Source organism: Nocardia barduliensis (assembly GCF_013315795.1).
Classification (GTDB): domain Bacteria; phylum Actinomycetota; class Actinomycetes; order Mycobacteriales; family Mycobacteriaceae; genus Nocardia; species Nocardia barduliensis.
The window spans coordinates 1-19300 of record NZ_JABLTE010000124.1 but is presented as its reverse complement, the minus strand read 5'-3'; the positions used below and the strand labels follow the sequence as shown (position 1 = coordinate 19300).

General features: G+C 69.4%; 22 protein-coding genes and 1 pseudogene. 8 read left to right on the top strand and 15 right to left on the bottom strand.

All coding sequences use genetic code 11. The features are described 5' to 3' along the window. On the top strand, positions 1-497 hold a 497-nt coding region (locus HOV91_RS33495; protein WP_174189270.1), incomplete at its 5' end, for an ADP-ribosylglycohydrolase family protein. Between the two features lie 52 nt (positions 498-549). Here the strand turns inward: HOV91_RS33495 and HOV91_RS33490 are convergent. Then, on the bottom strand, positions 550-1467 hold the full coding sequence (locus HOV91_RS33490; RefSeq protein ID WP_174189269.1) for a LysR family transcriptional regulator: 918 nt from the start codon (positions 1465-1467) through the stop codon (positions 550-552). Between the two features lie 183 nt (positions 1468-1650). Between HOV91_RS33490 and HOV91_RS33485 the strand changes: the two genes are divergently transcribed. After that, positions 1651-3066 carry an MFS transporter gene (locus HOV91_RS33485; RefSeq protein ID WP_217441417.1) on the top strand — a complete coding sequence of 472 codons (1416 nt, stop codon included), beginning with the start codon at positions 1651-1653 and terminating at the stop codon, positions 3064-3066. A 75-nt stretch (positions 3067-3141) separates the two neighbouring features. Here HOV91_RS33485 and HOV91_RS33480 read toward each other — a convergent pair whose 3' ends face one another. From HOV91_RS33480 to HOV91_RS33455, 6 genes are all read right to left on the bottom strand, one after another. Then, positions 3142-4095: an alpha/beta hydrolase gene (locus HOV91_RS33480; protein ID WP_174189268.1), complete on the bottom strand. Its 954-nt coding sequence runs from the start codon at positions 4093-4095 to the stop codon at positions 3142-3144. A gap of 122 nt (positions 4096-4217) precedes the next feature. Beyond that, positions 4218-4610 (bottom strand): DUF6463 family protein, encoded by a 393-nt coding sequence (locus HOV91_RS33475; RefSeq protein ID WP_174189267.1) that lies wholly within the window; start codon positions 4608-4610, stop codon positions 4218-4220. Next, positions 4610-5155, bottom strand: coding sequence for a TetR/AcrR family transcriptional regulator (locus HOV91_RS33470; protein ID WP_174189266.1), 546 nt, complete (start codon positions 5153-5155; stop codon positions 4610-4612). The genes HOV91_RS33475 and HOV91_RS33470 overlap by 1 nt, the downstream gene beginning before the upstream one ends. A gap of 51 nt (positions 5156-5206) precedes the next feature. Then, positions 5207-5746, bottom strand: coding sequence for a DoxX family protein (locus HOV91_RS33465; RefSeq protein WP_174189265.1), 540 nt, complete (start codon positions 5744-5746; stop codon positions 5207-5209). Further along, a complete protein-coding gene (locus HOV91_RS33460; RefSeq protein WP_174189264.1) occupies positions 5743-6189 on the bottom strand; it encodes an ABA4-like family protein in 447 nt (148 codons plus the stop codon). The genes HOV91_RS33465 and HOV91_RS33460 overlap by 4 nt, the downstream gene beginning before the upstream one ends. Continuing rightward, the gene (locus HOV91_RS33455) at positions 6186-7148 is read right to left on the bottom strand and encodes a hypothetical protein (RefSeq protein ID WP_312884866.1); all 963 of its coding nucleotides are present in this window, start codon (positions 7146-7148) and stop codon (positions 6186-6188) included. The genes HOV91_RS33460 and HOV91_RS33455 overlap by 4 nt, the downstream gene beginning before the upstream one ends. Before the next feature lie 107 nt (positions 7149-7255). Between HOV91_RS33455 and HOV91_RS33450 the strand changes: the two genes are divergently transcribed. Next, positions 7256-7915 (top strand): MerR family transcriptional regulator, encoded by a 660-nt coding sequence (locus HOV91_RS33450; RefSeq protein ID WP_174189263.1) that lies wholly within the window; start codon positions 7256-7258, stop codon positions 7913-7915. Between the two features lie 86 nt (positions 7916-8001). Further along, positions 8002-8514 carry a type 1 glutamine amidotransferase domain-containing protein gene (locus HOV91_RS33445; RefSeq protein WP_312884865.1) on the top strand — a complete coding sequence of 171 codons (513 nt, stop codon included), beginning with the start codon at positions 8002-8004 and terminating at the stop codon, positions 8512-8514. A 23-nt stretch (positions 8515-8537) separates the two neighbouring features. Here HOV91_RS33445 and HOV91_RS33440 read toward each other — a convergent pair whose 3' ends face one another. Next, positions 8538-9209, bottom strand: a complete 672-nt coding sequence (locus HOV91_RS33440) for a TetR/AcrR family transcriptional regulator (protein ID WP_174189262.1) — start codon at positions 9207-9209, stop codon at positions 8538-8540. Positions 9210-9321: 112 nt separating this feature from the next. Here HOV91_RS33440 and HOV91_RS33435 point away from each other — a divergent pair, with 112 nt between their 5' ends. The 3 genes from HOV91_RS33435 (at position 9322) to HOV91_RS33425 (ending at position 12098) form a co-directional block, all read left to right on the top strand. Further along, the gene (locus HOV91_RS33435) at positions 9322-10467 is read left to right on the top strand and encodes an acyl-CoA dehydrogenase family protein (protein WP_174189261.1); all 1146 of its coding nucleotides are present in this window, start codon (positions 9322-9324) and stop codon (positions 10465-10467) included. A gap of 144 nt (positions 10468-10611) precedes the next feature. Next, positions 10612-11076 (top strand): PaaI family thioesterase, encoded by a 465-nt coding sequence (locus tag HOV91_RS33430; RefSeq protein ID WP_174189260.1) that lies wholly within the window; start codon positions 10612-10614, stop codon positions 11074-11076. A gap of 692 nt (positions 11077-11768) precedes the next feature. After that, on the top strand, positions 11769-12098 hold the full coding sequence (locus HOV91_RS33425; protein ID WP_174189259.1) for a transglycosylase family protein: 330 nt from the start codon (positions 11769-11771) through the stop codon (positions 12096-12098). Between the two features lie 208 nt (positions 12099-12306). Here the strand turns inward: HOV91_RS33425 and HOV91_RS33420 are convergent, their stop codons facing one another. The 7 genes from HOV91_RS33420 to HOV91_RS33390 all read right to left on the bottom strand — a co-directional run bounded on the left by HOV91_RS33420 (position 12307) and on the right by HOV91_RS33390 (position 18721). After that, entirely contained in the window at positions 12307-13047 is a 741-nt protein-coding gene (locus HOV91_RS33420; protein WP_174189258.1) for an SDR family NAD(P)-dependent oxidoreductase, read from the bottom strand. Further along, complete coding sequence (locus HOV91_RS33415; RefSeq protein WP_174189257.1) at positions 13044-14213, bottom strand: thiolase family protein; 1170 nt, start codon at positions 14211-14213, stop codon at positions 13044-13046. The genes HOV91_RS33420 and HOV91_RS33415 overlap by 4 nt, the downstream gene beginning before the upstream one ends. Positions 14214-14297: 84 nt before the next feature. Beyond that, entirely contained in the window at positions 14298-15347 is a 1050-nt protein-coding gene (locus HOV91_RS33410; protein WP_174189256.1) for an ABC transporter ATP-binding protein, read from the bottom strand. After that, the gene (gene modB / locus HOV91_RS33405) at positions 15344-16156 is read right to left on the bottom strand and encodes a molybdate ABC transporter permease subunit (protein WP_174189255.1); all 813 of its coding nucleotides are present in this window, start codon (positions 16154-16156) and stop codon (positions 15344-15346) included. Before modB ends, HOV91_RS33410 begins: the two co-directional genes overlap by 4 nt. Continuing rightward, on the bottom strand, positions 16153-16938 hold the full coding sequence (gene modA, locus HOV91_RS33400; RefSeq protein WP_246351323.1) for a molybdate ABC transporter substrate-binding protein: 786 nt from the start codon (positions 16936-16938) through the stop codon (positions 16153-16155). Before modA ends, modB begins: the two co-directional genes overlap by 4 nt. After that, a complete protein-coding gene (locus tag HOV91_RS33395) occupies positions 16935-17333 on the bottom strand; it encodes a TOBE domain-containing protein (protein ID WP_174189254.1) in 399 nt (132 codons plus the stop codon). The genes modA and HOV91_RS33395 overlap by 4 nt, the downstream gene beginning before the upstream one ends. A gap of 134 nt (positions 17334-17467) precedes the next feature. After that, the gene (locus tag HOV91_RS33390; RefSeq protein WP_174189253.1) at positions 17468-18721 is read right to left on the bottom strand and encodes a PucR family transcriptional regulator; all 1254 of its coding nucleotides are present in this window, start codon (positions 18719-18721) and stop codon (positions 17468-17470) included. A 274-nt stretch (positions 18722-18995) separates the two neighbouring features. Between HOV91_RS33390 and HOV91_RS33385 the strand changes: the two are divergent. Then, a pseudogene (locus tag HOV91_RS33385) lies at positions 18996-19300 on the top strand (lipase); the annotation flags it as partial.

Below are 19300 nucleotides of genomic sequence, written 5' to 3'. Positions count from 1 at the left end.
GCTTGGCGGGGCGGTGGGGGACGCGTTGGGGTGGCGTGGTGAGCGGAACCGAGCTGTCGATCGCCGTGCGGGAGACGGTCGCTCAGCTCGCCGAGTTTTCCGCGAGCGCGGAAACCGTCGCGGCGCTGACGCGGGCCGTCGAACTGTCCGGGCACGCGGTCTCCGCCGAACAGGTCGAGCGGGTCGGCGAAGGGTGGATCGCTGAGGAATGCCTAGCCGTCGCGGTGTATTGCGCGCTGTACGCGGCCCGGACGGGTGACGTGCGCGCGGCGTTGCTGCTGTCGGTGAACCATTCCGGCGACTCCGATTCCACGGGTGCGGTGGCAGGCAATCTGATCGGCGCCGTCCACGGGGTTTCCGGATTGCCTCAGGAGTGGGCGGCGACGGTGGAGGGACGTGACGTGCTGGTTCAGGTGGCCGACGATCTCGTCATGAACTTCGGGCTCGGCGACCGGTCCGGGCTCGCCGCCCGCTATCCCGCCGATGAGGGTTGGTGAGCGGTCGCTCCGGCGCTCGAGCCGCGGGCGGGGCACCGTCGCCGCTGTCGGCCTACTCGTTCGGGCCGCCCGCCGCGTCCGGTGCCCGGCACACGTCGAGCACCCGGCCGCGCAGCCAGCGGTGAGCCGGGTCCGCCGCCAGCCGGACGTGCCACAGCAACGACACGGTCACTTCGGGAGCGCGGAAGGGCAGGGCGAACGAGTGCATGCCGTGCCGCAGGCTCGCGGTGTGCCGCTGCGGAACCGTCGCGACCAGGTCCGAGGCCCGTGCCAGCGCCAGGGCGGCGCCGAAGCCGTCCACGACCGTCACGACGTCGCGTCGGTGACCGGTGGAGTGCAGAGCCTCGTCGACCAAGCCCTCGTCCAACCCCCGCCGGGAGATGTGCACGTGTCGCGCGGCGGCATAGCTTGCCGTCGTGACGACCCCTGTGGCGAGCGGATGCTCGCCGCGCACCACCCCGATGAACCGGTCGGTGAACAGCGGCGTGCTCGCGATGTCCGGGGGCAGCTCGCGCTCGATCACTCCGGTCTCCAGATCGACGCTGCCGTCGCGCAGCGGACCGGTGTCCTTCTTCGTCTTCCGCACGAACAGCAGACGCACGCCGGGTGCGGCGCGGCCGACGTCGGCCACCAACTCGGGGCCGAACCGCTCCACGAACCCGTCGCTGCTTCGCACGGTGAACGCCCGCGTCAACCCGGCCAGGTCCAGCTTGTCGGCCGGTCGCAGTACCTCCTCGGCCTCCCGGACCAGGCCGCGCACGCGGTCGCGCAGTTCCACCGCGCGCGGCGTCGGCACCAGCCCTCGGCCTGCCCGCACCAGCAGTGGGTCACCGGTGGCCCGGCGCAACCGCGCGAGTTGGCGGCTCATCGCCGATGCGCTCAGGGCGAGCCGTTCGCCCGCCCGGGTCACGCTGCCCTCCTCGAGTAGGACGTCCAAGGTGACCAGCAGGTTCAGATCGGGCCGCGCCATGTGCACACCATCGCACAGACGTTCGTGACATGGCGTCCGGTGCACGAACAAGTTTCCATTTGTGCGCCTTCCGCCAGGTCTGACCGGGACCTACCGTCCAGTAGGTCATCCCTGACGGAAGAGGTCCTCGTCTTGAATCCACTGGAATCACTCGTGCGGACATCGCCCGCGCGACGTTCACCCGTGCCATGGAGCCTGTTCGCGCTGGCGCTGTCGGTGCTGCTGCCCTCGCTGAGCATCAGCATCGCCAACGTCGCGCTGCCGACCATGGCGGTGGCGTTCGACGCTGCCTTCCACGACGTCCAATGGGTCGTGATCGCCTATCTGCTGTCCACAACGACCCTGATCGTCGGCGCGGGCCGGCTCGGTGACATCGCCGGTAGACGACGCCTCCTGCTCGTCGGCATCAGCGTGTTCACGGTCGCGACCCTGCTCTGCGGTCTCGCCCCGAATCTCGCCTTCCTGATCGCCGCCCGCGGCCTGCAAGGCGCGGGTGCGGCGTGCATGATGGCGCTGAGCATGGCCTTCGTCGGGGAAACCGTTCCGAAGGAGCGCACCGGCAGCGCGATGGGACTGCTCGGGACGATGTCGGCGGTGGGCACCGCGCTGGGGCCCTCCCTCGGCGGAATCCTCATCACGGCCTTCGGCTGGCGGGCGATCTTCCTCGTCGCCGTGCCGCTCGGGCTGCTCACCCTCGCGCTCTCGACCTGCGTGCTGCCCGCCGCCGTGCCCCGGACAAGTTCTGCCCGTGCGCGTTTCGACGTTCTCGGCACGGTGTCGCTGGCCGTCACCCTCGGCGCGTACGCGCTCGCCATGACGATCGGGGGGACGTCGTTCGGCCCGCTCGGCATCGGGTTGCTCGGTGCTTCCGCGGTGTGCCTCGGATTGTTCGTCATCGTGGAGCGCCGCGTGTCCGCGCCGCTGCTCACCATCGCGATGTTCCGCGATCCCGCCCTGGTCGCCGGTCTGATCACGAGTGCGCTGGTCTCGACCGTCGTGATGACCACCCTCGTGGTGGGACCCTTCCACCTCTCCCGTGCCCTGCACCTCGATCCCGCCCTCGTCGGACTGGTGATGTCGGCAGGCCCGGTCGTGTCCGCGCTCACCGGTGTGCCCGCGGGCCGTGCCGCCGATCGCTTCGGCGCCGGGACCATGGTCGTCGCCGGGCTCGGCGGCGTCATCGGCGGCGCCGCCGCGCTGGCGGTGCTGCCCACGTCCATCGGGTCCATCGGATACGTTCTGCCGCTGGTGATCACGACCTCCGGCTACGCGCTGTTCCAAGCGGCCAACAATACGGCTGTCATGAAAGACGTTGCCCCGCGGCAACGCGGTGTGATCTCTGGCATGCTGAATCTCTCCCGGAACCTGGGGCTCGTCACCGGCGCGTCGGTCATGGGAACTGTCTTCGCTGTCGCCGCGGGCTCGGGCGATGTCACCACCGCCGCGCCGGAGCAGGTCGCGCGCGGGACGCACGGGACCTTCGCTGTCGCAGCGCTTCTCGTCACATTCGGGCTGGCGATCGTCCTCGGGTCGCGCATGCGGCGATCCCCGCTCCGGGGCGATCCGGACACGAAGCGACCGCCTCGATCAGGGCAGTAGCTGACGGACAAGGGCGTCGACGGCCCAACCTCGAGTCGGATCTGCTCGAGCGCAGTACGGCGACGGGTATCGCCGTCAGGCGCCGAGCGCGCGGGCCAGGTGCGGCCAGGAATCGTGCAGGTCGGTCTCGAACTGTCCCCACGTGTGCGAGCCCTCCGAGCGGTTGACGTGAATCGCCGGTAGGCCGAGCTGATCCAGGCGATCGGCGAAGGCCGCCGTGCAGGAACTCGCGATCGCCTCGATCGGCGGGAAGGGCAGACCGCCCCGGTCGATCGGGCCCGGAGTGCCGGAAGCGGCCGACAAGTAGATGGTCTTCCCGGCCAGCGCGGACGCGTTGGCGAATGCGTCATGCGTCCGCCAGATCGCGTCGCCCGGCGAGCCCCACATGTTGGCCGGGTTGCCCCCGCCGCGGATGACCTGCGCGGAGACCATCGCCGCGCCGGCCGCGTCGGCCGCCCACGGGCAACCGCTGTAGGCCGCCACCGCGCCGTACACCTCGGGCGCCTGGATCGCGAGGTCGATCGCGGAGGCCGCGCTCATCGACACTCCGGCGATCGCGTTGCGTCCGGTCGTGCCGAGTTCGGTGTCGAGCGTCGCGGGAAGCTCGCGCGTGAGGTAGGTCTGCCAGCGATTGCGCCCGACCGCAGGATCGTCGGCGAGCCAGTCGGTGTACATGCTGTAGGCGCCGCCGACCGGCATCACCACGTTGACGTGCTTGTCGGCGAAGAACTCCCGGACGTCGGTGTCGTCCCACCACGAGATCCCGTCCACCCCACCGCCGATGCCGGTGAGCAGATACAGCGTGGGCGCCGGCCCACCGCCCGCCGCCCGGATCACCCGATTGGTGACCACCCGATCCATGGCGGGTGAGTAGACATCGATCTGCGACACCGAGCCACCGAGCGGAACTTCCCCGACCACGCGCGACCGCGCGGATTCGGCTTCGGCAGGATGAACGGAGAGGACGGATACCGCCGCAGCGATCGCCAGCGCACTGACGAGTGGGCCGAAAACTTTGGAAGCACTCACAATTCCGTTGTACCCACCCGGAGTGGCCGTACTCGTGTGATCGACGCGAATCCGATCATTGCTCGCGTGAAAAGTACGTGGAATCAAACATTTTCAGCGTCGCACGGTCGTGCCGGTGAGGGTTACCGGCTCGGCTGGACCGGGCGGTAGGCGGCGGCCAGTGCTACCGCTCCGATCGCGAGCATCAGCCAGCCACCGGTGATCGGGAAATAGATGACGGTCAACGGGATTCCGATCGCGATCAGGCACCAGCCGACGTGCGCCGGGACGCGGCCGGTGGCGGTGAGCGTGTTGCGGGTGAGGGCGCCGATGGACAGCAGCGCGATGCCGCACATCATGAACCACACGCTGGCGTCGCGGGCGAAGTAGCTGGGATCGGTGGTGTCGGAGGCGGTCGCCAGGAACCCTCCTGCCGCGATGCCGGACCAGTCGTTGGGCTGGATGAACGCGTAGACGAAATGGATTGCCGCCGTGGCGAAGAGCAGGCGGGGCACCCAGGGGCCGAGGGTGGGCATCAGTTCTCCTTCCGGATCGCCATGCGCAGCACCAAGGCGTAGATGTCGGCGATCTCTTCAGCGGGTAGCGGAGGAATGACCTGCTGGGCGCCCACCAGCGCGAGATAGAGCAGGCGGGCCAAAGGCTGGATCTCGGAGTCGTCCGCAGCGATGTCGCGCAACAGTGACTCGAGATATTCGACCCGTCTGCGGTCTACGCGCTGCTGGACTCGGTAGACCTCTGGGTCCTGCATCGCCCAGGCGCGCAGGGCGATCTCCACCGCGTTGTCCGCGTCCTGGGCCGCGAGCACCAGATCCGTCAGCCGGGCCAACTTGTCGGCCGCCGGCGCATCGTGCTGCTCGGTTTCGGTGATGTAGCGACCGGTGTGCTCGGCCTCGAAGTGGTCGAGCAGGTCGGTCTTGTAGCCGGACATGCCCCGGAAGTGGTGATAGAACGACCCTTTTGTCAGGCCGAGGTCGGCGCACAACCGCTCCACGGTGAGCGCTCGTGCCCCGTCCTGGGCCAGCACCGCGAATCCGGCATCGAGCCAATCTCGTTTGCCCACCCGACCTCCTCAGTCGCAATGGGCATACCATACCGTATGGAATGCCCGATGTCAGGCCATTTCATGGCTCGCCGTGTTACCCGGCTGGGGGCTGCGGCCCCGGTCTCGCCGCGGGAACCGCAGGACTCCGGCTGCCCAAAGGGCGACGCCGATGTACAGCGCTTGTTCCGGGATACGCACCCACAGCGGTGTCGCGGGTGCGCCGTTGAACGGGATGCCGGAGACGGCCACGTGGATATTGGCGGGCAGCATCACCACGAACAGGGCGGCGAGCACCAGCCCCGCGGACCGGCGCGTCCTGGCGAGGAACAGGCCCGCCGCGCCGAGTAGTTCCAGCACGCCGGTCAGGTAGATCATCAGGCCGGGGAACGGGACGAACGGCGGCACCATCGGGAGGAAATCGGCGTGGGTCGGAGCGGGGGAGCCGGCGAACGCCTCCGGGAGGAAATGCGTGGTTCCGGTCATGATCAGCATGACGCCGAGGGCGTAGGCGCCGCAGGTGGGCCAGTCGCTGAACCGGCGCGCGCCGAGGGCGCCCGCCGTGCGCAGCAGCAACAGGGTGGTCAGCAGAACGACGAGAGTTTCCATCATGCCTCCATGGCGAGGGTCCGGTCGGGCGCCGGTTTCGTGGTGAGTCGGACGAGCAGGTAGAGCAGCACGCCGATCGGCGCGAACAGGATGGTGAGCAGGAGAAGCGGGCTGATCAGCAGTGGCGAGTGGCCGCGCGCACGACTGTCCTGGAAGATCCAGCGGCCGAGGAACAGATCGAAGGCCACGAAGTGCGCCCACGCCGCCGCGGCCCCCGGCTCCCCGCCGAGTACTTCGCGCAGCCCGGACAGTTCCGGGTCGACGAGCGCCGCGGCGAACGAGCCGACCTCGGGCGCGATCAGTACCGCGTAGACGATCAGGGGCGGCAGGCAGATGAGCGGTGACGCGACGATCGCGCCGGTCCGCCGCCACGTCGGCGCCAGGATCATCAGTGTCCAGAACGGCGCGGCGAACCAGAAGGTGAGGTCGAAGAGCAGTTCGGTCATCGGCTCGCTCCTACCGCGGATCCGGGCACCGCGACGTCTTTCGCGCGTACCGCCAAGGCTGTGGACACCGCGGCGCCGAGCGTGATCGCGGCGAAGGCCGCCAGGGTCGCCGCGTCGGGATGGACCACCGACTGTCCGCGCAATGCCTGCCAGGTCAGCACCGCGAGCAGCCCGGCGTAGGTCGCCGCGGCCGTCACGACGAGCCTTCGCCTGGTGGCCGCCGACCCCAAGGCCGGAATCCGCCGCGCCCCGTATTCCAGGGCGAGCAGCACGAGCGGAAGCGCCTGTAGCGCGTGCATTCCGACGAAGTGCGGGATCCGCAGATCGCCTCCCGCGGTGCTCCAGCCCAGCAGGGGCAATCCGGGCCCGCCGTCGGGCAGCCCGACGGTGTGCGCGCCGCTGATCGAGCCGCCCGCCGCGCGCTGTTCGGGTGTTGCCCGCACCATCAGCATCCCGAGTGCGGCGCCCGCGAGCGACAGCACGGTGCCGTAGCGGATCGCCGCGTTCCGGGCGGGGTCGGCGGGCGGGTCGGCGAACAGCGCGGCCGACGCGATCAAGGTGGCCACCCAGACCACCACGATCGAGGAGCCCATGATCTCCCACAGCGCCGCGTTGAGCGGCGTCGTGAAATTGAAGTGACTGGTCGTGCCCCGCACGATCTGCGTGGTGATGACGACGAGCTCGAGCGCCAGGCCGAGCGCCGCGACCGTTCCCGCCCACCAGGCGATCCGTCGCCAGCGAGTGAGCTGGGCGATCAGCCAGGCCCACGTCACGGCGTAGATCAGCACGGAAAGGGCGAATTTGGCGGACTTGGCCCAGATCGGCAATCCGGTCAGGGTTCGGTCGTCGACGATCACGCCCCCGACCGACCAGGCGACCAGGAGCGCCATCGCGACGGCGAGCAGCATCAGCGGGCGATGCCAGGACAGGGCGGGCAAGCGCGGGGAGTGGGCAGTCACGTCAGCGACCTTTCGGGAAGTCAAGCTATCGATAGTTGTACTATCAGCATGATTATGGATAGCTGTACTATCCACTGTCAAGATGCTGTCCGAGCCCGAGGAGTCCGATGCGGATCGCCGAACTCAGCCGCGCCAGCGGCGTCCCGCCCGCGACGATCAAGTACTACGTGCGCGAGGGGTTACTGCCCTCCGGGGTGCGCACCCATCGCAACCAGGCCGAATACAGCGAGGCCCACGTCAGCAGGCTGCGGCTGATCCGGGCGCTGGTGGATATCGGGGGCGTGTCCATCGAGGCGGCCAAGGAGTTGCTCGCCGCGCTCGACAGCGGCAGCCTGTCCGCGCGGGACTCGCTCGGCCGGGTGCAGTACGCGCTCGGTGGGCGTCGGTCGCAGGTCGGCGGCGCGCAGCGGGAAACCGCCGCCGAGGACGTCGCGGCATTGCTGGACCGGCACGGCTGGCTGATCCACGAGAACAGCCCGGCCCGCGGCACCCTCATCGACGTCTGCGCCGCGCTGCGCCTGCTCGGCCACGAGGACGTGGTCGCCGCGATGGACGACTACGCGGCCGCCAGCGAAACCATCGCGGCCACCGACCTCGCCTTGGTGCGCAACGAGCCCAGCGTGGACCGGATGACCGAAACCGCCATCGTCGGAACGATTCTGGGCGATACCCTGCTCGCCGCGCTGCGCCGCCTGGCGCAAGAGCATCTCTCCAGCACGTTGATTCCGCCGGTCGACACCACGGATCGGGCTCGCGGCGAGGTTTAGTCCGGCCCGCGCGCGGCATGACGGAAACAGGATCAACCGAGGCGAAGGAGAGTCGCTCATGACCGATCAGCACCTCGAACACCGGAGTGGAGCGGGACGAGCTGCTCGTCCCGCGCGACGAACTGCGTAAACGCGGCGCTCGGGTGACCCACGCCGCGCCGAAGCGCGAAGCGGTGCAGACCTACCGGCACGACACGGAGAAAGACGCGGTCGTGCAACCGGATACGTCACTGCACGAGGTCTCCGTGGACGATTTCGACGTGCTCGTCGTGCCCGGTGGCACGGTGAACGCGGACAAGTTGCGAGTCACCGACCGGGCGATCGAACTGGCCCGGGAATTCGCGGGCGCGGGCAAGCCGATCGCCGCGATCTGCCACGGCCCCTGGCTGCTGGTGAATGCGCAGCTGGTCGCCGGGAAGACGCTGACCTCGTACTTCTCGCTCCGGATCGACATCGACAACGCCGGCGGCGCGTGGGTGGACGAGCCCGCGGTCCGCTCCACCGAGGGCGGGTGGACACTGCTCACCTCGCGCAACCCGGGTGACCTTCCCGATTTCGTGCACGCGATCACGCGGGAAGTGGTTCCCGCCGCGCGCTGACCCGGCCGCGCCGAACGGGATGATCAGTTGCCCGGCAGTGGTTTTCGCGGGTCGATCGCGATGCCGAGATCGCGCAGCCGGTTGTCGATGAGCAGCCAGCACTCGGTGGTGAGGCGATCGACGAGGGCGGCTTCGGTGGTGTCGTGGTGTTCCAGCCACCACCGTACCGAAGCGTCGACCAGGCCGAGCAGCGCCACCACCACGCGGTCCGCGGCCAGTGGGTCGGCCCCGAACTCCGGCAGATAGCGGGCCGCGGCCGCGGAGATCTCGGCGGCGAAGGCGCTCCCTCCGACCCGCGGCTCGTTGCGTCCGCGCCGATAGTCGCGTCCGACCAGGAAGCGATACAGATTGGGATGCTCGGCCGCCCAGCGGACGTGCTGGGCCAAGGGCGCGCGAATGATGTCCAGCGGCGTGCCGTGCACGGCCAAGCGCGCGCGGATCCGCTCTGTCAGATCGTGGTGCGCGTGCCGGGCCACCGCCAGGTCCAGCTCTTCCTTGCTGGCGAAGTGGCGGTAGACGTGGGTTCTGGCTAATCCGGCGCGGTCGGCGATCCGGCCGGTCAGCGCGTGCGGGCCGTCCTCCTCGATCGCGGCGATCGCGGCTTGCACGATGGCTCGGCGGCGCTCGTCGCGGCCGGGCCTCGTGCTGGTGGAGCGCCGTGCGTCGGCGGTGTCCACCCAGGGTTGTCGTGCCACGGCGCCCAGCGTATCGGTGCGGGGAATCTGGTGGTACGCCTTGTACCCGGCACGGGATTGGTACACACTGTACCCGTAACTGTCGGTATCAGACTTTCGCGAGGAAACCCCGATGACGACCTACCGGTCCGCCTGGCTCGACGACGACCTGGACGCCCTGCGCGAGCTCGCCCGCTCGTTCTTCGCGAAGGAGTTGACGCCGAACATCGACAAGTTCATCGAGCAGCACCACGTCGACCGCGACTTCTGGACCAAGGCGGGCGCGCTGGGCCTGCTGTGCGCGTCGATCCCGGAGGAGTACGGCGGTGGCGGCGGCACCTTCGCGCACGAGGCGGTGCTCATCGAGGAGCAGGCCAAGGCGTTCGACACCTCATGGGGCGCCACCTTGCACAGCGGCATCGTCGCGCACTACCTGCTGCACTACGGCACCGAGGAGCAGAAGCGGCAGTGGCTGCCGAAGATGGCCAGCGGTGAGGTCGTCGGCGCGATCGCCATGACCGAGCCCGGTACCGGGTCGGACCTGCAGAACGTCAAGACCAAGGCGATCCGCGACGGCGACGAGTACGTGGTGAACGGCTCGAAGACCTTCATCACCAACGGCAGCCAGGCCGATCTCGTCATCGTCGTCGCCAAGACCGACACCAGCGCGGGCGCCAGCGGCATCTCGCTGGTCCTGGTGGAGGCCGACCGGCCGGGCTTCCGGCGCGGTCGCGTGCTGGACAAGGTCGGCCAGAAGGGGCAGGACACCTCCGAGCTGTTCTTCGAGGACGTCCGGGTCCCGGTGGCCAACCTGCTCGGCACGCAGGAGGGGCAGGGTTTCATCCAGCTGATGCAGCAGCTTCCGCAGGAGCGGCTGATCATCGCCGTCGGATCGGTGGCCGCGATGGAGGCCGCGCTCGAGGTGACGCTGCGCTACACCAAGGATCGGCACGCTTTCGGCAAGCCGGTGTTCGCCTTCCAGAACACAAAGTTCAAGCTCGCCGAGGTGGCCACCGAGGCAAGGGTGGCCCGAGTCTTCCTGGACGACTGCATCCTGCGGCATCTGCGCGGGGAGCTGGACATCCCGACCGTCGCCATGGCCAAGTGGTGGACCACCGACCGCGCGGCGTCCGTGGCCGACGAATGCCTGCAATTGCACGGTGGATACGGCTACATGAGCGAATATCCGATCTCGCGGATGTGGACCGACAACCGGGTGCAGAAGATCTACGGCGGCACCAACGAGATCATGAAGGAGATCATCGCCCGAAGCCTGTGAGCCCGGCGGCCGACGGTGTTGGCAAACCGCCAACACCCTGTCGGCGCCCGAACCCGAGGGCCTACGCTTCGGTGAGGTCCACCGAGGTGGCCGTGGTAGAGACAACGAGGTGCTGGCCGCCTCCGGCGTGAAGGGACGATTGCGATGAGCGACGTCGAGACTCCTCCGTTCAAGGACATCGTCAACGGGGCATTGGAATTCACTATCCCGATCGCGCACAAGATGGGTGTTCAGGCGGTGGAGGTGCGGCGTGGTTTCGCGGCGACCTCGGTGCCTGTGGAGGGCAACGGCAACCACTTCGGCGTGATGTACGCGGGCGTGCTGTTCACCGTCGCCGAGATCCTCGGTGGCGCGATCGCGGTGGCGACCTTCGACAACTCGGCGTTCTATCCGCTGGTGAAGGACCTGCGCATCTTCTTCCGCAAGCCGGCCAAGGCCGATGTGCGGGCGGAGGCGACGCTGTCGGAGGACGAGATCGCGCGCGTCACCGCCGAGGCGGAGGCGAACGGCAAATCCGATTTCACGTTGCGCGCGGTGGTCACCGACACCGATGGCGTGGTCGTCGCGGAAACCGAGGGGCTCTACCAGTTGCGGGCGCACGGGAAGTAGTCCGAGCTGTTACCTGCGGGCGGGGCTGCGGCCGCTGCCCTTCGTCGGCGGTGGCCGCCGGTGCGTTCCTCGATCGGCGGGCGGGGTAGGGAGTGATCTCGACCCCGCTAGGATCATCGGCTGTCGTCCTGGTCAGCCCCCGGTTTTCTGCTCCGGCGTGCGCTCGCCCGCTTTCGTCGGCCATCTCGCGGCGGCATGCGCCGAAGTTCGCAGAGGTCACAGACCGGTTCCGCGCCGGGGCGTCGTCGTGCCTTCCGCAGCGCGGCCGGTCCGCTGCCCCGAAAGGTAACGAGTCGGTCGCTGGACTCCGCTCGCCACGTGCCGGGTCGGCCGTCTGTCTACTACCGCAAGTCGTTGACCTGGGAAAATGCGACTCGTTTCACTATCAAACAGTGATCTCGAACACATAACGGAAGCATTACAGCCGTACGATATGGCCGAATTTACGGCGATCGACCTGCGTGAACGGCCGTAAGTCTCGACCAGGGGTCAAACCTGTGCGCGCGTTATTCGAACGTGATCTGCCGCGACATCTCCGCTAACGTCGGTGACGGCTCGGGGCAACACCGAGATCGAGCTCGAATCGCAGAACGCCGGAAACCCTGTCCCGCGGTTCGAGTGTCCACAACCTTTCCTGGGGACAGGGGCGCGGCGAATATTCGCCGAGCCGGTGGGCGCAGGCGGGAAATCTCATGTCGCATAACCGTAAATTCACCACTCGTGTTCTCGGCTTCACCGCGGCTGTCGGCGCCTTCGTCGCCGTGCCGTTCGGTCTGACCACCGCCACCGCGTCGGCCCACAACTGGGACGCCGTCGCGCAGTGCGAGAGCAGTGGCAACTGGTCCACCGAGACCGGTAACGGCTTCTCGGGCGGTCTGCAGTTCACCCAGAGCACCTGGGAGGCCAACGGCGGCACCGGCAGCCCGTCCAACGCCAGCCGCGAGGAGCAGATCCGCGTCGCCGAGAATGTGCTCGCGACCCAGGGCCCGGGCGCGTGGCCGGTCTGCGGCGCCTACCTCTGATGCGTCACCGGCGCCTACCGCATTTGCCGCGGTAGGCGCCGGGCTATTTTTCGGCGGTGCTTCCGAACATCGAATATCGGTGATCGGAAGAATGGATTACGCAATGCGAATCAGCATTATTCGAAGCGAATCCGAATTCACCGCATGCCGGTCCGGTGCGTTCTGCCGAGACCGAACCGCCACATCGGTCGCTGCCGGGTAACGGTTGCTAGGCACGCCACAGCTGGTCACCGGCTCGCGACAGCACGATGTTCGGCACCACCGCGTTGCGGGACAACCGCGTGACAGCCAGCACCATCTCGGCGATATCGCCGGTGGTGAGCATGGCGGACGGATCGAGCACATCGCGCTTCCACGCGGTCATGTCGGTGTCGACGTAACCGGGGGACACCGCGGTCGCGCTGACGCCGTTCCCGGACTCCTCCAGTGAGACGGTCTCGCACAGCGAGATCAGCGCCGCTTTGGTGGCTCCGTAGGCGGCCAGGCCGGCCTCCCCGGCGACGCCGGTGATCGACGCCAGCGCGATGATCTTCGCTCCCCGTTCCCGGTCGGTGCCCGCGCTCTTGCGCAACAACGGAAGCGCCGCCTGGATCAGCGTGAGCGGCGCGCGGAAGTTCACGTCCAGCATGCGCTCGTAGGCCTTCGCGGCCAGGTCCGCCACGTTCCCCGCCGTACCGGTGCCCGCGCTCAGCACCAGCGCGTTCATTCCGCCGAAGCGGTCCTCATGGGCCTGCACCAGCGCACGCACTTGGTCCAGGTCGTTCATCTGCGCGACCACCGGATGCACCTCGGCGCCCGTTTCCTCGCGCAGGCGGGCCGCGGTCTCCTCGAGGGTCTCGCGGGTGCGCGCGGCCAAGGTCAGGTGATAACCCTCGCCTGCCAGTCGGCGCGCCACCTCGGCGCCGATGCCGCGTGACCCGCCGGTGACCAGCGCGGTGCGGGCGCTCATCCGAGACGTTCGATGATCGTCGCGTTCGCCAGGCCGCCCGCCTCGCACATCGTCTGCAAGCCGTAGCGGCCGCCGGTCTGCTCCAGGTGGTTGACCAGCGTCGCCAGGATGCGGGTGCCCGAGGCGCCCAGCGGGTGGCCGAGGGCGATCGCGCCGCCGCGCGGGTTCAGCCGGTCCGGATCGGCGTTCACCTCGTGCTGCCAGACCAGTGGCACCGGCGCGAACGCCTCGTTCACCTCGTAGGCGTCGATGTCATCGATGCGCAGCCCCACCCGGTCCAGCGCCTTGCGGGTCGCCGGGATGACGGCGGTGAGCATGAGCAGCGGGTCGTCGCCCACCACGGCGAAGGAGTGGAACCGGGCGCGCGGACGCAGGCCGAGCTTCGCCGCGGCCTCTTCGCTCATGATCAGCGCGGCCGAGGCGCCGTCGGTCAGCGGCGAGGAGTTGCCCGGCGTGATCGACCACTCGATCTCGGGGAAACGCGCCGTGTACTGGTCGTCGACGAAGGCGGGGCGCAGCTTGGCGAGGCTCTCGCCGGTCGTGGCCGGACGGATGGTCTCGTCGGCCGTCAGCGTGCCAGCGGCCACCAGTTCGCCGGCGAAACCGCCTGCCGCCGCGGTCTGGGCGGCGAGCCGATGGGAGCGGGCGGCGAACTCGTCGAGCGCGGCGCGATCGAACTTCCACCGGGCGCTGATCACCTCGGCCGCGATGCCCTGCTGGATCAGGCCGTCGGGGTACCGGTGCGCGAGCGGGCCGCGATTGGCGTCCTTGCCCTGGCCGTTGGAGAACATCGGCGCGCGGCTCATCGATTCGACGCCGCAGGCGATCACGACGTCGTAGGCGCCCGCGATGACGCCCTGCGCCGCGAAGTGCGCGGCCTGCTGGCTGGATCCGCATTGCCGGTCCACCGTGGTGGCGGGCACCGACTCCGGGAATCCCGCGGCCAGCGCGGCGGTCCTGCTGATGTTGAACGCCTGCTCACCGCTCTGCGTGACGCATCCGCCGATCACGTCGTCCACCACCGCGGGATCGAGGTCGTTGCGGGCGACGAGTTCGGCGAGCACGCCCGCCAGCAGGGTCGCCGGATGCACCTCCGACAGGCCGCCACCCGCCTTGCCCTTACCGGACGGTGTGCGGACGACATCGACGATGACGGCGGACGTCATGGCCATCTCCGATCAGCTAAGTTAATTGCCATTCTCAAATAAGTTAACACGAATTCGCCCCGCTCGGCCATTCCGTCGGCTATCTCACGCGGGGTAGGTGCGGATTTCGGTGGCTTTGACCGCAGCCCACAGTCGCGTGCCCGGCCCGAGACACAGCTCGGCGACGGTGGCCGGAGTGATGTCGGCGAGCACGGGCGGGGTGCCGTCGAGCCGGACCCGGATGGTGTGCGCGTGCTGCTCGATCGCGGCCACCGTGACCGGCCAGGCGTTCCGCGGACTGCCCGACGGCGGCTCCGGGTGCAGGCCGACCGCGGTCGGCGCGAAGGCGATGTGCACCGGCCCCTCAGCCGGTTCGGCGACGGTGAACGAACCTCCCTCGGCGAGGCCGACGGAGGTGTCGTGTGCCGTCCCCCGATAGAGATTGAGACCGACGAGGTTGGCCACGTAGTCGGAGCGTGGCTCGCGCGCGACCTCGGCGGGCGGGCCCTGCTGCACCACGGCCCCGTGCTCGACGATCACCAGTCGGTCGGCCAGGACCATCGCGTCCAGCGGATCGTGCGTGACGAGCACGGTGTGTCCGGGATAGTCGGCCAGATGATGGGCCAGATCCGACCGCACCCGCAGACGCGTGCTCGCGTCCAGCGCGGCCAGCGGTTCGTCGAGCAGCAACAGCGCCGGGTCGGTGGCGAGCGCCCGAGCCAGCGCCACCCGCTGGGCCTGGCCGCCGGACAGGGCGCGCGGCTTGGCCCCGATCTGCGGCGTCAGCCCCACCCGCTCCAGCCAGTGCGCGGCGCGTTCGCGAGCCGCCGCCCGGCCGTGCCCGCGAGCGCGCAGTCCGAACGCGACGTTCTCCAGCGCGCTGAGGTGGGCGAACAGCAAATAGTCCTGGAAGACGACGCCGATCCGCCGCCGCTCGGCGGGCACGAAGACCTTCGGTGGCGCGTCCCAGGTCTCGCCGTCGAGCCGGATCGCGCCCGCGGTGAGCGGCGTCAACCCGGCCAGTGCGCGCAACGCCGTGGTCTTGCCCGCGCCGTTGGGGCCGAGCAGGGCGACCACTTCGCCCGGCGCGACGGTCACGGAGACGTCGAGCCGGAACGACCCCCGGGTGATCCGCAGGTGCGCGTCCAGCGTCACGGCACGCCCCGTATCCAGCGCTCGCGCAGCGCCACCAGCACCGCCACCGAGACACCGAGCAAGACCAGGCTCAGCACGATCGCGTCGTCCGGATCGGTCTCCAGCGCCAGATAGACCGCCAACGGCATCGTGGTGGTGCGACCGGGGAAGTTGCCCGCGAACGTGATGGTCGCGCCGAATTCGCCGAGCGCCCGCGCCCAGCACAGCACCGCGCCCGCGACGATGCCCGGCAGCACCGAAGGCACCGTCACCCGCCGGAACGTCAGCCAGCGCGACGCGCCGAGCGTCGCGGCCGCCTCCTCGAAGCGCGGGTCGGCCGCCCGCAGCGCGCCTTCCACCGAGATCACCAGGAACGGCATCGCCACGAACGCCTCCGCGAGCACGACTCCCGCGGTGGTGAAAGGCAGTGCGACGCCGAACCATTCGTACAGATACCGGCCAACCAGCCCGCGCCTGCCGAGCACCAGCAGCAGGGCGACGCCGCCGACCACCGGCGGCAGGACCAGCGGCACGGTGACCAGTGCCCGGAGCACCCCGCTGCCGGGCACCTCGCCGCGGGCGAGCAGCCAGGCCAGCGGGATCCCGAACACCAGGCAGAGCACCGTCGCCAGGCTCGCGCACAGCAGCGAGAGACGCAGCGCCGCACCGACTTCGGCAGTCGCCATCCGCTCGGGCAGCGTCCGCCACGGCGCCCGCCACAGCAAGCCGAGCAGCGGCACGAGCAGGAACGCCAGCGCTGCGACCGCGGGCAGCACCAGCACGAGCGGTCGTCGTCCCGCGGGCGCCCGGCGCCGTGCCGAGCGGATCACGGGGTATCGAATCCCGCCTCCGTGAACACCGCGCGTGCCTGCTCGGAGCGCACGAACTCGACGAACGCGGCTGCCGTCGCGGCGTTCGGCGCGTGCGCCAGCGGTGCCACCGGATAGTCGTTGACCGCCTTGTCGGCCTCCGGGAAGGCGATGCCCCGCACCTGCGCGCCGCCCGCGCGCACGTCGGTGCGATAGACCAGAGCCGCGTCGACCTCGCCGAGCTTCACCTTGGTCAGCACCGCTTTCACGTCGGCCTCGCGAGTGTCGGGCCGCGGGTCGACGCCCGCCACCTGGAAGACCTTCTCTGCCGCCGCTCCGCACGGCACCTGCACGGCGCACAGCGCGATCTTCGGTTCGGTCTTGCCGAAGTCGGCCAGGCCGGTGACACCGGCCGGGTTGCCCTTCGGCACCGCGATCTCCAACCGGTTGCGCGCGAAGGTGGCCGGTGCGGCGGTGACCTCGCCCTTGTCCACGACCTGCTGCATGTTCTTCGGCGCGGCCGAGGCGAAGACGTCGGCGGGGGCGCCCTGGACGATCTGTTCGGCCAGCGCGGAACTGGCGCCGAAGCTGTAGACCACTCGCACCCCCGGGTGCGCGGCCTCGAATCGTTTGCCGAGCTCGGTGAACGTCTCGGTGAGCGAAGCCGCGGCGAATACCGTCACGGTGCCGCCGATCCCGTTCGGGTGCCTCGGCACGGGCTCGTCGGAGCATCCGGTCGACGCGACAACGGTGGCTCCGGCAACGGCCACCAGGCTCAGCGATCGAATCATCTCTGTGGTCAACTCTCCGGTATCTCGACTACGACATGGGTCGACTTGACCGACGCCACCGCGACGCTGCCCACCTCGAGCCCGAGTTCGTCGACCGACTCCCGGCTCAGCAGCGACACCAGGCGGAACGGGCCCGCCTGCATCTCCACCTGGGCCATCACGGTGTCCTTCACCACCCGCGTGACGATGCCGCGCAGGCGATTGCGCGCCGAGGCCGCGACGGTGGCGCCGGGCTCCGGCGCGTCGGCGTTGGCGCGGAGGAACTCGGCGAGTTCCCGGCCGCTGACACCCTTGCGCCCGCTGTCGAGCTGCAACGCGGTCAGCTTGCCCTGATCGATCCAGCGCCGCACGGTGTCGTCGCTGACCCCGAGCAGCGCGGCTGCCTCACTGATCCGCAAATTCGACATGAAGAGCAGTTTATTTCCGCTTCTGCGGAATGCAAGCTGGTCCCACCGATCGTGATGCAGCGGTCAGCAGATAGCGGTCGGCGTCGACCGGATCGTGCTCGTCTCCCGTGCGGCGGGCGATAGCCAGGACCGGCTCACGGTGCGAGCGAGTTTCCGTCCGGCGGCCGGACCGGATGCAGGCGCTGAATCGTCAGCGCGGCCGCGAGCAGCCGGGAGTCGTGCGGGTCGGTGGGATCGACGCCGGTGAGTTCGGCGATGCGCCGCAGACGATAGCTGAAGGTGTTGGGGTGCACGTGGATCTCGGCGGCCGCGGCTTTGCGATCCGAACCGTGCCGCAGATGCGCGTCGAGCGCGTCGAGCAGGTGTGGACTGTCCAGGATCGGGGCGATGCGCTCGGCCAGTCGCGCGCGGGCGGTGCCCGGTCTGGTGAGCTGGTATTCCAGCAGCAGGTCGTCGAGCTGGTAGACACCCGAGGGGCGGCCGAGCAACCGCGCGAGTTCGGCGAGGTCGGTGGCTTCTTTCGCGGTGTGCGGTATGGCGTCCCTCGGCACGGACGGATATTCGGCCACGAACACCGGAACGCCGAAGTGTTCGGTCAGCTCCGCGGCCAGCCGGGCGTAGCGCGCGTCGTCCAGTTCGGCGTCGGAGGCGCTGGGCAGCAACGCGATTCCGGTCCAGCCGTCGAAGGTGGCCAGCGCCGTCGTGCCCGCGAGGGTGTCCAGCGCGCGGTGCAGGACGCGGATGCGGCGGCGACCGACCAGCGTCGCGACGGTGCTCGGCTGGTCGTCGTGCCGGATGTGGATCGCGAGCACCGTGTAGTGCTCGGCCAGGGCGGTGTCCGCCCGCGCCGCCAATTCCGCGGTGGGCAGCCCGTGCAGCAGCGCCGAGCACAGCGCGCGCCGCGCCTCCCGCTCGGCGTTGTAGATGGACTGCTCGACCTCGGTGTAGGTCTCCACGACCGTGATATTGATCTGCATCAGCAGGTCGAGCAGGCGGCTGCCGAGCAGGACGAGATCGTCGAGCTCCTCGCGGGAGGCCAGTGCGGCTGCCTCCCGCAGCACCGACTGCGCGGAACCGTGAATGGCCTCGATCAGCACGGGCAGCGGGAACCGGTCCTCGGCGTGCCGCTCGGCAACCGGGGCGACGAACGTCGCCACCTCGGCCTTGGTGAAGCTGCGCTGTTCGCCGATCGCTTGCAGCACCGCGCGCCCGCACGCGTAGATCGCGGGCAGCACCTCGGCGGTGAAATGCCCCTCCGGCAGGTCGGCGGCCGGCGGGGTGGTGCCGAGACCCGCGGCCAGCATGCGCTCGGCGATCTGCGGCCAGCGGGTGAGCAACCGGGTGACGAGCGGGACGTCACCGGCCACCGGGGACAACGCGACGGACATGGGCCGATTGTTTCCGACCACAGAACCCGCGGCAAGGTTGTGCGCGCCCTACCGTGAAATTTGGCTCGCACGCCAATATTTCGGAGGGAATGTTCTCCTCCGCGTGCAGTGACATCGCTTCGGTGCGCGCCCTACATTCGGAAAGCGGCTCACCGTTATGGCCCGGATCACATCTCGCCTCGGAATGTGGCGTGGGAGACATTATTCGGCGGTGCTCGATGCACCGCCGGGCCGCATTCGTTCGGTGCGAATGGAAGTGGACTGGATGTTGGCAATGATGCACAACGCTCGGCGGGCGATTCTCGGTGCGGCGGTGATCGCGGGCGTGACGATGGCGGCCGCGCTCGGCGGCGGCGTGGCGCACGCGCGAGAAGAGATCGAACCGACGCAGCAAGCGCTGGCGGACCACATCAGCGCGGGCCTGACGCAGGCCCCGGACGGCAGGCAGCCGCGTGCCATCGTGGACACCGGCAGCTCGTCGGGCTGGGCGACCAGCGTCGCATCCGACGCCTCCGGCGAGGGGCCGGAGATGTCGGCGTATCTGGCCGCGTTCGCCTACGGCCTGACCCACCCCGACGC

Excerpts from the sequence above, each read along its gene's own strand:
- HOV91_RS33490 (WP_174189269.1), bottom strand. The coding sequence starts at position 1,467 with ATGGCGCGGCCCGATCTGAACCTGCTGGTCACCTTGGACGTCCTACTC.
- HOV91_RS33475 (WP_174189267.1), bottom strand. The coding sequence starts at position 4,610 with ATGCCCACCCTCGGCCCCTGGGTGCCCCGCCTGCTCTTCGCCACGGCG.
- HOV91_RS33465 (WP_174189265.1), bottom strand. The coding sequence starts at position 5,746 with ATGATGGAAACTCTCGTCGTTCTGCTGACCACCCTGTTGCTGCTGCGC.
- HOV91_RS33460 (WP_174189264.1), bottom strand. The coding sequence starts at position 6,189 with ATGACCGAACTGCTCTTCGACCTCACCTTCTGGTTCGCCGCGCCGTTC.
- HOV91_RS33450 (WP_174189263.1), top strand. The coding sequence starts at position 7,256 with ATGCGGATCGCCGAACTCAGCCGCGCCAGCGGCGTCCCGCCCGCGACG.
- HOV91_RS33435 (WP_174189261.1), top strand. The coding sequence starts at position 9,322 with ATGACGACCTACCGGTCCGCCTGGCTCGACGACGACCTGGACGCCCTG.
- HOV91_RS33430 (WP_174189260.1), top strand. The coding sequence starts at position 10,612 with ATGAGCGACGTCGAGACTCCTCCGTTCAAGGACATCGTCAACGGGGCA.
- HOV91_RS33425 (WP_174189259.1), top strand. The coding sequence starts at position 11,769 with ATGTCGCATAACCGTAAATTCACCACTCGTGTTCTCGGCTTCACCGCG.
- HOV91_RS33420 (WP_174189258.1), bottom strand. The coding sequence starts at position 13,047 with ATGAGCGCCCGCACCGCGCTGGTCACCGGCGGGTCACGCGGCATCGGC.
- HOV91_RS33415 (WP_174189257.1), bottom strand. The coding sequence starts at position 14,213 with ATGACGTCCGCCGTCATCGTCGATGTCGTCCGCACACCGTCCGGTAAG.
- HOV91_RS33395 (WP_174189254.1), bottom strand. The coding sequence starts at position 17,333 with ATGTCGAATTTGCGGATCAGTGAGGCAGCCGCGCTGCTCGGGGTCAGC.
- HOV91_RS33390 (WP_174189253.1), bottom strand. The coding sequence starts at position 18,721 with ATGTCCGTCGCGTTGTCCCCGGTGGCCGGTGACGTCCCGCTCGTCACC.